This window comes from Uliginosibacterium sp. TH139, from assembly GCF_002855595.1.
Taxonomy (GTDB): domain Bacteria; phylum Pseudomonadota; class Gammaproteobacteria; order Burkholderiales; family Rhodocyclaceae; genus Uliginosibacterium; species Uliginosibacterium aquaticum.
On the sequence record NZ_PKRR01000002.1, the window covers coordinates 340,199 to 352,833 of the forward strand.

The window sequence follows — 12,635 nt, forward strand, 5'->3', positions numbered from 1 at the left end:
GCTCGGGCATTTTCAAAACTTGCACGGAGAGAGAAGAAATGGCGCACACCCTGCCCCCCCTGCCTTATGCGAAGAACGCCCTCGTTCCGCACATTTCGGAAGAAACTTTCGATTACCACTACGCCAAGCACCATCAGGCCTACGTGACCAACCTGAACAACCTGATCCCGGGCACCGAGTTCGAAAACGCCAGCCTGGAAGAGATCATCAAGAAGGCGAGCGGCGGCATCTACAACAACGCCGCTCAGGTGTGGAACCACACCTTCTTCTGGAACAGCCTGAAGCCGGCTGGCGGCGGAGCACCGACCGGCGCCTTGGCTGCCGCCATTGATGCCAAGTTCGGCAGCTTTGATGCCTTCAAGGAAGCCTTCACCAAGAGTGCCGTGGGCAACTTCGGTTCCTCCTGGACCTGGCTGGTGAAGAAAGCTGATGGCTCGGTTGACATCCTCAACACCGGTGCCGCCGGCAACCCGCTGACGACTGGCGACATCCCGCTGATCGCCATTGATCTGTGGGAACATGCCTACTACATCGACTACCGCAACCTACGTCCGAAGTTCGTCGAGACCTTCCTGACCAGCCTTGCAAACTGGGATTTCGCTGCAGCGAATTTCGCCTGAGCGATCCGTTCAAACAAAAAGGGCGAGCCTGCGGGCTCGCCCTTTTTGTTTGTAGCTGTCGCCCTTAAAGGAAGATCACCGCCGGGAATACCGTGACTGCCAGCACATAGACCAGCCACTCAAGATTGCGGCGGACCAGAAAACCGGTGAAATGCAGGATCAACACCACGATGGCCAGGATGTAGTACAGGGCAAACAGCATCTCACCTCTCCGCTCAGGAATACTTGGGCAACAAGCTTACTCTTCGACGTGGCGCAGCGACAGATCCACAGCGACGACGTCTTTCGTCAGCGCGCCGATGGAAATGCGGTCCACACCGGTTTCGGCAATCTCGCGTACGCGCTCCAGGCTGACGCCACCGGAAGCCTCGAGCTTGGCACGCCCGGCGCTGATCTTCACGGCTTCACGCATTTCGTCGAGTGACATGTTGTCGAGCAAAATCATCTCCGCACCGCACTTGAGCGCTTCGTCGAGCTCGCTCAAACCCTCAACCTCGACCTCGATGAATACGTTGGAAGGCGCCAGCGCCTTGGCACGCTTCATCGCCTGCGCCACGCCTCCAGCGGCAATGATGTGGTTTTCCTTGATCAGGATTCCGTCATACAGTCCGATACGGTGATTGACGCCCCCCGCCACCGAAACCGCATACTTCTGCGCCAGACGCAGGCCAGGCAGGGTCTTTCGAGTATCCACAATGCATGCCGAAGTACCTGCCACCGCCGACACGTACTGCGCCACAGCCGTCGCAGTGCCAGACAGCAACTGAAGAAAGTTCAGGGCCGTACGCTCAGCCGTGAGAAGCGCCCGCGCACTGGCAAACACATCACACAGAACCTGCCCGGCACGCACCTGCTCACCATCCCGCACATGCCAGACCACGGACGAATCCGGATCAACCATGCGGAATGTGGTATCGAACCAAGCCGTGCCGCACAACACGGCATCTTCACGTGTGACCACACGGCCACGCGCGCTGCTGTCTTCGGAAATCAACTGGGCCGTAAGGTCACCGGTACCCACATCCTCGGCCAATGCCTGAGCCACGCTGCGGTAAATCTCGACACGCAGCTGTTCTGATTTTTGGTTCATCATGTTCCTCTGTTGAAGCCTTGCAGCACAAAGCATGCAGGGCAGACCGAAGTCAGGAATTGTACACGCCGGGGGAGGCGCAGATGTCCGGAATACTGAGCATTCTCAGCATCAGCCTTGGAGCACTGATTGCGGCAGCCCTGCTCGCTACGCTGGTGTATTTCTATATCCGGGACATTACTCAGAAGAAACACGCCATCTTGCGCAACTACCCGATCGTCGGCCACTTGCGCTACTTCTTCGAAAACCTCGGCGAATACTTCCGCCAGTACTTCTTCCTCAATGACCGCGAGGAAATGCCCTTCAATCGCGCTACCCGTGCCTGGATTTATCGCCTGGCAAAAAAAGAAGGGGGCGCCATCGGTTTCGGCTCCACCTACAAGCTTCAGGAGCCTGGAGCCCTGATCTTCGTGAATGCCCCTTTCCCGGTCCTGGAAGAAGAACGTCAGCCCACCCCGCCACTGATCATCGGTGAAGGCTTCTGCGCCACGCCCTACATTGCCCGCTCGATCTTCAACATCTCCGGCATGAGTTTCGGTGCAATTTCAAAACCGGCCGTACAGGCCCTTTCTAGGGGTGCCGCCGAGGCCGGCTGCTGGCTGGATACCGGCGAGGGCGGCCTCTCGCCATACCACCTTGAAGGTGCTTGCGATCTGATCATGCAGATCGGCACGGCCAAGTACGGCCTGCGCGATGCCAAGGGCAACTTCTCTCCGGAAAAGCTGCGCGCCCTGGCAGCCCACGACACGGTCCGGGCCTTCGAAGTAAAACTCTCCCAGGGCGCCAAACCCGGCAAGGGTGGCGTGCTGCTGGGCGCCAAGGTCACCGCCGAAATCGCGGCCATTCGCAACATCCCGGTAGGGCAAGACTCTCTCAGCCCGAACCGCCATTACGACATCGGCAATATCGACGAGCTGCTCGATTTCGTTGAACGGGTACGCGATCTGTCCGGCAAACCGGTTGGTATCAAGACCGCCATCGGTGGCTGGCACTTCTCTAACGAACTCTGCGAAGCCGTGTTGCGCCGTGGCCTCACTAGCGCGCCAGACTTTCTCGTCATCGACGGCGGCGAGGGCGGCACCGGTGCTGCGCCGCAGGCGCTGGCCGATCACATGGGTCTGTCCATCGATGAAGCCCTACCCCGCGTAGCCGATGCACTCTATGCCAGCGGCTTGAAGGAGCGGGTGCGCCTGATCGCTTCGGGCAAGCTGGTGACCTCCGCACGGGTGGCCTGGGCACTGGCCTGTGGTGCGGACTTCGTCAATTCTGCGCGCGGCTTCATGTTCTCGCTGGGCTGCGTGCAGGCCCTGCGCTGCCACACAAACAGTTGCCCCACTGGAGTAACTACCCACGACCCGCGCCTGCAGCGCGGACTGGTGGTGGAAGAAAAATATCTGCGCGTGGCCAATTACTGCCGCGCAGTCAATGCCGAGGTGGATATGCTGGCTCACTCCTGCGGTCTCGTACATGCCCGCGAATTCCGCCGCGAACATGTGCGCATCGTGCAGCCTTCGGGTCGCTCGGAGGCGCTCTCCAGCCTCTACCCTTACCCGCCGCGTACCTGATTCAAGGCCACCACAACACCGGCCAGCGCGATCACCGCCATCCCCAGCAGAGTGAGGCCGTCCGGTACGCGATCAAAAACCAGCCAACCGAGCAAACCTGCCCACAGCAGTTGCAAATAGGTAAAGGGCGCCAGCAGCGACGCAGGGGCATGGCGATAGGCGCGCGTGAACAAGTAATGTCCCAACCCGCCGGTCACGCCAAGGCTGAACAGCAGTCCGGTTTCGAACAGGGAAGGCCAGGCAATAGCCGGCTGCCAGGGCAGACTCAGGCCGAAACACAGCGTGCCGGCCAGCGCGGCGTGAAACAGCAAGGTATTGGTGGACTCGCTGCTGGCCAGCAGGCGCGAGAGGAGCTGATAAGCGGCGCCGCAGAGCGCTGCGCACAGCACCATGGCAACCCCGAAGGCATCCAGACTGGCGCCCGGGCGCGCCACCAGCAGCACTCCGCAGAAGCCAGCGAGCACCGCTCCCCAGCGAAGCCAACCGATGCGCTCGCCGAGCAAGGGCCGCGATAACAAGACGACCAGCAGGGGTGCCACAAAACCGATCGCTGTCGCCTCAGCAACCGGCAGGCGTACCAGCCCCTGCATCATGAACAGTGTGCAAGCGACCAGGCACAAGGCGCGCACAACCACCAGCAGAGTACGCCGCGGGCGCACGAAGCCCAGACCCTGACGTGGCCATAGGATGCCCAGCATCAGGACGAGGTGCACCACGTAACGTACGAAGGCCATCAAAGGCACCGGGAAATGCGCCGCCAGATAGCGGATCGTGCTGTCCAGACAAGCAAAGAGAAATACTGCACTGGCGATCAGGAGCACGCCGCGCAACGGATGCGGGGAAGCTGTCGTCATCGTTTCAGCCAGGCATTGAAGATCCGCCGCGCAGCCGGCATGGTTTCGGAAGGCGTAAGCCCCACCGGGCCGATCCCCTCACACGCCAGCTGATCCGCTGCGCAGCCATGCAGGTGGCAGGCCGCAGCAGCGGCATCCAGCGCCGGCCAGCCCTGCGCCAGCAAGGCCACAATGAGGCCAGTCAAGACGTCTCCCATCCCCCCGACAGCCATTCCGGCGTTACCCGAGGCATTAATGAACCAAGCGCCCTGGCTGCCGGCAACGATGCTGCCGCAGCCCTTGAGGATGACTTCGGCATTGAAGCGTCGCGCCAGCGCCTGCGCCGCCCGAAGCCGGTCCGCCTGCACAGCGGCGGTGCCGGTACCGAGCAGGCGTGCCGCTTCGGCCGGGTGTGGTGTCAGCACGCCAGGCCAAGCACGACGACGCAGCAAGTCCTGCAGGGGCGGGTCTTCTGCCAGCAGATTCAGCGCATCCGCATCCAGTAACAAGGGACCGGCAAAACCCAGCGCACGCCGCAGTTGTGCCTGTGCAGTTTCGCCGCGCCCCAGGCCAGGGCCGAGGGCCAGAGCCTTGACCAGCAGCGCCAACTCGCCTGGCGCGCGCAGCATCAACTCCGGATACAGCGGATCAACCCCTGCCGACTGCGCATCGAGCAGCCCCAGAAAGACCTTGCCCGGGCCCAAATGCAACGCAGCCCGAGCCGCCAGCAAGGCAGCTCCCTGCATGCCAGCAGCGCCCCCGATCACGCCAACAGCACCGAAATCCCCCTTATGCACATTGCGACGCCGCGGCTGCAGATGCGCAGAAAAGAGTTCCGGCGCAAGGACGCGGCCGGCATCCTCCGGCACGGGTAAATCCAGGTCGAATAGGCGCAACTCGCCGCAATGGTCGGGGCCATCCAGTGTCAGCAGCCCCGGTTTGTGGGCAATGAAACTGGCGGTATGACTGGCGCGAACGGTCGGGCCAACGCAGGCACCGGTTTCCGCATCCAGCCCGGAGGGCGTATCCAAGGCCAGTACCGGACATGTCAGCGCATTCAGGCGAACAATCCATTCCGCATAGAGCCCTGCTGGCGGACGCTTCAAACCGATGCCGAAAAGCGCATCCACCGCCAATGCCCAGCGCGTGCCGATGAAATCGCTGACGATCTGGCCACCACTGGCCAGCCAGCGCTCACGCGCCGCCCGCGCATCCGGCGGCAGACTGCTCACCCCGGCCGGCGTGGCCAGCACTACCTGCAGGCCGCGAGCCGCCAGCTCACGCGCCAGTACATAGCCATCACCGCCATTGTTTCCGGGGCCCACCAAGACCAGCACCGGGCCGCGCGCCTCGCCAAGCAATTCCAGCGCCCAGGCGGCAGCGGCCTGCCCGGCCCGCTCCATGAGCGGCGGCTGAGCCTGGGCATAAAGCTGCTCCAGCGCGCGCAAAGCCTCGCTACCGAGGATCGGGATGAATGACGGAATCATGGCCGGGCGGCTCATATCAGACGGCTTTCAAGCTTGGCCGGCCTGCGTCTTATATGCAAGCCGGCCATTTCATCTGGCCTTGCTCAGATTTCCACCTGGGTGCCGAACTCCACCACCCGGTTGGGCGGGATCTTGAAAAAGTCCGCGGCACTGCCCGCGTTGCGGAACATGAAGAAAAACAGGCGCTCACGCCACATCGCCATACCCGGCTTGATATGCGGGACCAGCTTTTCTCGACCAAGGAAAAAGGTAGTTTCCATCATGTGGAAGGGCAGGCGCCCGTCCTCGGTCACAGCCTGCATGGCGGCCGGAATGTCCGGCTCATCCTTGAAGCCGTAACGCACGTACATCCGGTAGAAACCGTAATCGAGCTCCTCGATTTCGACACGATCAATGTCCGGCACGCTCGGTACGTCTTCGGTGATCACCGTGAGCAGCACAACGCGCTCATGCAGCACCTTGTTGTGCAGCAGATTGTGCAGCAGCGGGCGCGGCACACCGCTCGGCGTGGAGGTCATGAAGATTCCGGTCCCCTCAACACGTCGCGGTGGCGAGTGAAACAGTGAAGAGATGAAGATATCGAGCGGCATCGTCTCGGTATCGGTGCGCTCCTTGAGCAGGGTGCGGCCACGTTTCCAGGTCGCCAGCAGTGAAAACACGGCCAGGCCCATGGCCAACGGGAACCAGCCTCCATCTACGACCTTCACCGCACAAGCGATCACGAAGGCCAGATCGACGATCAGGAAGCCAACGAGGAACACGAGCCCCTTCCCGATCGACCAGTTCCACAGATGCTGCACCACCACGAATGCCAGCAAGGTGTCGATGAGCATGGTCAGGGTCACGGCAATGCCATAGGCCGACGCCAGGTTGGAGGACGAACGGAAGCCCAGTACAACCGCCACCACGGCCAGCAAGAGAGTCCAGTTCACGCCCGGCACGTAGATCTGGCCGATCTCCTTGTGCGAGGTGTGAATGTAGGCAATGCGCGGGCAGTAACCAAGCTGAGTGGCCTGGCGAGTCAGCGAGAAGGCACCGGAAATCACCGCTTGCGAAGCAATGATGGCGGCCGCAGTGGCCAGCCCCACCATTGGATACAGCGCCCAGGACGGAGCCAGCAGGTAGAAGGGGTTGCGCACCGCTTCGGGGTCGGAAAGCAGCAACGCGCCCTGCCCCAGATAATTCATGTAGATACAGGGCAGCACCAGACCGAACCACGCGAGCTTGATCGGACGACGGCCAAAGTGGCCCATATCGGCATACAAGGCCTCGCCGCCGGTCACCGCCAGCACCACCGAGCCCAGTGCAAGAAACCCGTGCCAGCGATGCTCAATGAAGAAGTTCACCCCGTAGAGCGGGTTGACCGCCTTCAGCACATAGGGATGCTCCACCACCTGCAGCAGGCCCAGCAGGCCCAGGGTCAGAAACCAGATCACCATCACCGGACCGAACAAGGCGCCGACGCTGGCCGTGCCCCGGCTCTGCATCCAGAACAGCGCCAGCAGCACGCACAGCGAGATCGGCAGTACAAAACGCTCCAGGCCAGGCGCGGCGATGTTCAGACCTTCCACCGCCGACAGCACCGACATCGCCGGGGTAATCACGCCATCGCCGTAGAACAAGGCGGCGCCGAACATGCCCAGCACCGTTAACAGCCACATCTTGCCCTTGGAACCGGCTACTGCGCGGTTGGCCAGGGCGGTGAGCGCCATGATGCCGCCTTCACCACGATTGTCCGCACGCATGATGAACACCACGTACTTGAGCGACACGACCAGCATCAGCGCCCAGAACACCAACGACAGGATACCCAGCACATTCGCCTCGACCGGCGCAATGCCATGTCCGCCGAACACCTCCTTCATCGTGTAGAGCGGACTGGTGCCGATATCGCCATAGACGATGCCTGTTGCGGCCAGTGTCAGGGCCGCCAGACGCTTGCGGGAAATCGCGCCGCCAGGGGCGGACGGTTCGTGGGACATGCGGGGTCATCTCCAATAGACAGACTGGCTTGCCCTCGTGCAGCACTGCCAGCGGCGCGAAGCTACCACCGCTACCGCACTGCGACAATCACGGCCGCGCAAAGCGTGGGCAATTTCCCACAAACTGCGCTTCCCGCTAAGATTCTGGCCGCAGCAACCTCCTGAATTCCCCACATGCCCTCATCCCCTCTTCCTGGCAAGGTTTTCCTGGTCGGCGGCGGTCCCGGCGATCCGGACCTGCTCACCGTGAAAGCCGTACGCCTGCTCGCCGCGGCCGACGTTGTCGTGTACGACAATCTGGTCAGCCCGGCCGTACTGGCCCATGCCCCGCCCCAGGCGCAGCGCATCTATGTCGGCAAGAAAGCCGGCAAGCACGCCTTGCCACAGGAAGAGATCAACCAACTGCTGGTGGAGCTGGCCCGCGAAGGCAAGCAGGTGGTGCGCCTGAAGGGCGGGGATCCTTACATCTTCGGACGGGGAGGCGAAGAAGCCGAAACCCTGGTCGCCGCAGGCATCCCCTTTGAAGCCGTGCCGGGTGTGACGGCCGCCGCCGGCGCCGCCGCCTATACCGGCATTCCGCTGACCCACCGCGATCACGCCCAGTCCTGCTTCCTCGTCACCGGCCACCTCAAGGACGAGAGCTGCAACCTGGACTGGCCCACCCTGGCCCGCGCGGGCCAGACGCTGGTGATCTACATGGGCCTGACCTCCTTACCCGAGATCAGTCGCCAGCTCATCGCTCACGGCATGGCGGCGGACACACCGGCGGCCTGCGTGCGCCGCGCCACCCTGCCGGATCAGCAAGTCATCACCGGTACAATCACCGACCTGCCAGCCCAGGTGCAGGCGGCCGGCTTGAAACCTCCCGCACTGCTGATCATCGGCCGGGTAGTGAGCCTGCACACAGTGCTACACCCCGCAGCGGGCACACTCGGCCAAGAGTCGTAGGGGTCTGCCGCAGCTTGCCTGGCGCCCCCATAGGGCGCCAAGCTGCCGCGCGGAGAGACAGCACCTGAAGTACCTGCACGGCATGTCAAAACAGATTCCCGGCATCGACGGGCGTCGCGGGGGGAAAACATGTTGCGTTACCTGCTGGGCCTGTGCGCCCTGCTCGGCTCCTTGTCCTTGCCAGCCCTCGCTGGCCCCACCGACACGCCGGTCTGGTCAGTCCACACCAATACCAGGCCCATGTCTTTCGAGCACGTCGAAAGCCTGCCCGCGACTGATTGGGAAGCCCTGCCACCTGGCGGCATGACCAATCGCGGCTTCCACGGCAACAGCCTGTGGCTGCAGACCCGCCTCAGTCCCGAGCGTTTCGGCAAGCAGGTGCTGGAGCTCGCCAATCCGCTGCACGACCGCATCACCCTCTACATCCTGCGTGACAACGCCCCCCCCGAAGTACGCCACGGCGGCTTTCGCCAGGCCCACACACCACAAACCTTCAGCCGTTATCACAACCAGCTCTTCGACTTCGATCTGGAAGCCGGCCAAGGCAGCACACTGTTCCTCAACATTGAAACCTCGCGCCCACTGTTTGCCTGGCCAAGGCTCTACAGCGGCAGCGACTTCTTCGGCAACAGCGTCAAGGAACGCATGTGGCTGGGGCTTTATTGCGGGCTCTTCGTCACCCTGTGCCTTTACAGCCTGATGGCCTGGGTCGGCACCCGCGACAGCAACTACTTCGATTACGCCCTATTCCTCTCGCTCATGGGTCTGGTGCAAGGCCAGATGCTGGGGGTATGGCACGAATTCTTCATGCGCGGGCATCCGGCCTGGCAAGACTTCCTCTCCAGTCTGCTGCCTGCGCTGGCTCTGGCCGCGTTCTGCCGCTTTGCGCGCAACTTCCTGAACCTGGCCGAACACGATCCACGCCTCTATCGCCTGCTCACGCTGTGCATGTGGGCCGCCCCGGCGCTGATCCTGCCGACCTGGTGGCTGTTCGGCAGCGAAGTTTCGATCCCGGTCACCGACCTCGTCTCGCTACTCTTCTCCGGCACCGGCATCTTGGCGGGTTTCAGCCGGCTTGGAGCAGGCTATCGCCCGGCACGCTACTACCTTCTCTCGCAGATTCCACTGGTCAGCGGCGGCCTGATCTATGTGAGTGCCAATCTGGGATTGATCCCGGCGATTCCATTGGCCATGTTCGGTTTTCAGCTTGGCGCCGGCCTCAGCGCCGTGATGATCGCCCTGGCACTGGCGGGCAAGCTGCGCGCGCTGCAGCAGGAGCATCTGCAGGCCCACAGTGATCGCCTGATCGCCGAGCAGCAGATGATCGAAGTCTTGCGCGAATCGGAAGCGGCACTGGAAACCCGTGTGCAGGAACGCACTCGCCAGCTCGAAGAAGCGCTGGAGCTGCAATACCGTCAGCATAATGAACTGGAGCGCAGCAATGTCAGCCTGAAGGCCCTCCACGAAGAGCGTGGAGCCTTCCTGCAGATCGCCGCCCACGACCTCAAGAACCCCACCGCCGCCATCATCAGTTATGCCGATCTGCTGCGCGAGCGCTGGCACAGTTGGGATGAAGAGAAAAAGCTCAAGCGCATCGGCAACATCCGCAGCATGGCCCAGTTGACTTTCGACATCATCCGCAAGCTGCTCGACATCGACGCCATCGAGTCCGGCAACTACGCCCTGCGCCCGACCACGCTGAACGCCTCGGAGAGCCTGCGCAGCGTCTGTGCGGAATATCGCGAGCGTTGCGAAGCCAAGGATCTGCGCTTGCACCTGAGTCTCGGCGAAGACGCACTGCGCCTGCGCATCGACAAGACCGCGCTGCACCAGATCCTCGACAATCTGGTCTCCAACGCCATCAAGTACTCCCCGCAAGGGCGCAGCATCCACGTCAGCCTAGAACAGGAAGCCGGCCATGCCCTGATCCAGGTGCGCGACGAAGGGCCGGGCATCTCAGAAGAAGACCAGAGCAAGCTGTTCCGCAAATTCACCCGCCTCAGCGCCCGCCCCACCGGCGGTGAGCACTCCACCGGTCTGGGGCTTTCCATCGTCAAGCACATGGTGGAGGCAAGCGGCGGTCAGGTTGGCTGCCTGAGCCGACTCGGCGAAGGCGCGACCTTCTTCGTGAGCCTGCCGCTGGCGGCTTGAATGATGCCCGAGCGGCTGGCTCAAGGCCGCTCCTGCAGGGCTCGGAGCGCGTCCCTTACTGCCGCACTTCGAACAGGTTCTCGGCGCACCAGTCCGCCCGATTGCTGCGGAAAGGATTGATATCCAGCCCGCCCCGCCGGGTGTAGCGTGCCCACACCGCAAGCTCGCGCGGCGCACAGCGGGTCAGGACGTCGGTAAAGATGCGCTCCACACATTGCTCATGGAATTCGTTGTGCTCGCGGAAGGAGATGATGTAGCGCAGCAAGGCCTCACGCTCGATACGCGGGCCGCTGTAGCGCAGCGCCACCATGCCCCAGTCCGGCTGGCCGGTGACCAGGCAGTTGGACTTGAGCAGATGCGAGCAAAGCAGCTCATCCTCCACCAGTTGCGCCGGATCAGCGCGCAGCAATGAGGGCTGTGGCGAATACTGCGCCACCTCGATATCCAGCGCATCGATGCACTCGCCCTGCAGATAATCGATCTCGCGGCGCGGACGACGCTCGAGCGGCTGCACGCTGACCCGCACCGAAGCGCCGGCAGCCTGTGACAGATCACGCGCCAGGGTGGCGGACACTGCTTCGGCGTCAGTCATGCGGGTCTGGTTAAAGGAGTTCAGGTAGAGCTTCAGCGACTTGGATTCGATCAGGCGCGGTGAATGCGCCGGCACCCGGAATTCGCCCAGCGCCACGACCGGCTTGCCACGTGGATTAAGCCAGGAAATCTCGTAGGCATTCCACAGATCCTCGCCTGTAAAAGGCAAGGCGGCTTCATCCAGCCCGAGCTCATCGCGCTTCTGCTTACGCGGAATCGGGAACAGCAGCTCCGGCGCGTAATCGCTACGGTAAGCCGTGGCCCGACCCAGCGGAGAGTTTTCTGGCACAAGTTTTTCGTTCATGACAATTCCGGATCAATACGGGCCAGAGATGGCCCGCCAAGGGAAAACCAGCGGAGCCCGAACCATTCCAGGCGACAGGCTCCACAACCTTATTGCGACCTAAGCCTCACGCCAGTCTGGCCCTTTCAAGGCACGTGAAATTTCATTCAGCGTCGCCCGTGCTTCCTCGAACAGGCTGAACATGGTCACGAAACCATGCACCATGCCCGCATATTCGGAATACTGCACCGGCACGCCCGCCGCTTGCAGGCGCTCGGCGTAGCGCGCGCCGTCGTCAGCCAGCGGATCACACTCAGCGGTAATCACCAGCGCTGGCGGCAGATTGGCATGACTTGCGGCGAGGGCCGGCGAAGCCCGCCAATCCTGCTTTTCAATGCCACGTGCAAAATATTGATGATGAAACCAGGCCATGGTTTCGCGTTCCAGAAAGTGGCCTGCCCCATAGCGCCGGCCACTCTCGAATTCACTCAGCAGATCGGTGGCAGGATAAATCAGCACCTGCTGACGGATCGCCGGCCCACCGCCATCGCGCGCCTTCAGGGCCAGCACCGCAGCCAGATTGCCACCCGCCGAATCCCCCGCTACCACCAGGTGATCGCTATCCAGAGCGAGCCCCTGCGCTTCACGCACCAGCCAGCGCAGTGCAAACCAGGCGTCGTCCACCGCGGCCGGAAACTGGTGCTCGGGCGCCAGGCGATAATCCAGCGCCACTACAGCCATGCCTGTGGCATTGGCCAGGGCGCGGCACCAGGCATCGTAAGCAGCCACATCGCCCAGCGTCCAGCCACCGCCATGCAGCCACAGGATCACCGGCAAACCCGCCTCCAGGCTCGGTCGATACAGGCGTGCCGCCAGCGGACCACCGGCATGCTCACGGCGCATGAGCTGCAGTTCTTCGACCGCAGCAACCGCTTCCGGCTCGCCGCGATAGGCAAACATCAGCTTGTAGAAACTGCGCCGTGCGACCTCGACCGGCAACTCATGCAGGCGCGGCGCATCGATGCGATGCAGCATCGCCAGCCAGGCAGCGGAACGGGGATCGAGAGGCATGGGCAGAACTTCAG

11 protein-coding genes are annotated in these 12,635 nt (G+C 62.6%); 4 read left to right on the plus strand and 7 right to left on the minus strand.

The window, feature by feature from the left end:
• Positions 1–38: 38 nt before the first annotated feature.
• A complete protein-coding gene (locus tag C0V76_RS05185; protein WP_101941308.1) occupies positions 39–620 on the plus strand; it encodes a superoxide dismutase in 582 nt (193 codons plus the stop codon).
• Positions 621–684: 64 nt separating this feature from the next.
• On the opposite strand, the gene C0V76_RS20020 is transcribed toward C0V76_RS05185, so the two are convergent.
• Both C0V76_RS20020 and nadC read right to left on the minus strand, forming a co-directional pair.
• Positions 685–822: a hypothetical protein gene (locus C0V76_RS20020; protein ID WP_170020828.1), complete on the minus strand. Its 138-nt coding sequence runs from the start codon at positions 820–822 to the stop codon at positions 685–687.
• A gap of 36 nt (positions 823–858) precedes the next feature.
• Positions 859–1,710: a carboxylating nicotinate-nucleotide diphosphorylase gene (gene nadC, locus C0V76_RS05190; protein ID WP_101941309.1), complete on the minus strand. Its 852-nt coding sequence runs from the start codon at positions 1,708–1,710 to the stop codon at positions 859–861.
• Positions 1,711–1,793: 83 nt separating this feature from the next.
• On the opposite strand from nadC, the gene C0V76_RS05195 reads away from it, so the two are divergent.
• Entirely contained in the window at positions 1,794–3,275 is a 1,482-nt protein-coding gene (locus tag C0V76_RS05195; RefSeq protein WP_101941310.1) for an FMN-binding glutamate synthase family protein, read from the plus strand.
• On the opposite strand, the gene C0V76_RS05200 is transcribed toward C0V76_RS05195, so the two are convergent.
• The 3 genes from C0V76_RS05200 to C0V76_RS05210 all read right to left on the minus strand — a co-directional run bounded on the left by C0V76_RS05200 (position 3,257) and on the right by C0V76_RS05210 (position 7,577).
• Positions 3,257–4,129 carry a DMT family transporter gene (locus tag C0V76_RS05200; protein WP_101941311.1) on the minus strand — a complete coding sequence of 291 codons (873 nt, stop codon included), beginning with the start codon at positions 4,127–4,129 and terminating at the stop codon, positions 3,257–3,259. The two genes, C0V76_RS05195 and C0V76_RS05200, sit on opposite strands and share 19 nt — an antisense overlap.
• Positions 4,126–5,595, minus strand: a complete 1,470-nt coding sequence (locus tag C0V76_RS05205) for an NAD(P)H-hydrate dehydratase (protein WP_101941675.1) — start codon at positions 5,593–5,595, stop codon at positions 4,126–4,128. The genes C0V76_RS05200 and C0V76_RS05205 overlap by 4 nt, the downstream gene beginning before the upstream one ends.
• Before the next feature lie 83 nt (positions 5,596–5,678).
• Positions 5,679–7,577 carry a potassium transporter Kup gene (locus C0V76_RS05210; protein WP_101941312.1) on the minus strand — a complete coding sequence of 633 codons (1,899 nt, stop codon included), beginning with the start codon at positions 7,575–7,577 and terminating at the stop codon, positions 5,679–5,681.
• Positions 7,578–7,751: 174 nt separating this feature from the next.
• Here C0V76_RS05210 and cobA point away from each other — a divergent pair, with 174 nt between their 5' ends.
• Together cobA and C0V76_RS05220 are read left to right on the plus strand one after the other, a co-directional pair.
• Positions 7,752–8,525 carry a uroporphyrinogen-III C-methyltransferase gene (cobA, locus tag C0V76_RS05215; RefSeq protein ID WP_101941313.1) on the plus strand — a complete coding sequence of 258 codons (774 nt, stop codon included), beginning with the start codon at positions 7,752–7,754 and terminating at the stop codon, positions 8,523–8,525.
• 129 nt (positions 8,526–8,654) lie between these two features.
• Positions 8,655–10,676, plus strand: coding sequence for a sensor histidine kinase (locus C0V76_RS05220; RefSeq protein WP_101941314.1), 2,022 nt, complete (start codon positions 8,655–8,657; stop codon positions 10,674–10,676).
• 55 nt (positions 10,677–10,731) lie between these two features.
• Here the strand turns inward: C0V76_RS05220 and queF are convergent, their stop codons facing one another.
• On the minus strand, positions 10,732–11,571 hold the full coding sequence (gene queF / locus C0V76_RS05225) for an NADPH-dependent 7-cyano-7-deazaguanine reductase QueF (protein ID WP_101941315.1): 840 nt from the start codon (positions 11,569–11,571) through the stop codon (positions 10,732–10,734).
• A gap of 99 nt (positions 11,572–11,670) precedes the next feature.
• Positions 11,671–12,621, minus strand: coding sequence for an alpha/beta hydrolase (locus C0V76_RS05230; protein WP_101941316.1), 951 nt, complete (start codon positions 12,619–12,621; stop codon positions 11,671–11,673).
• Positions 12,622–12,635 lie beyond the last annotated feature (14 nt).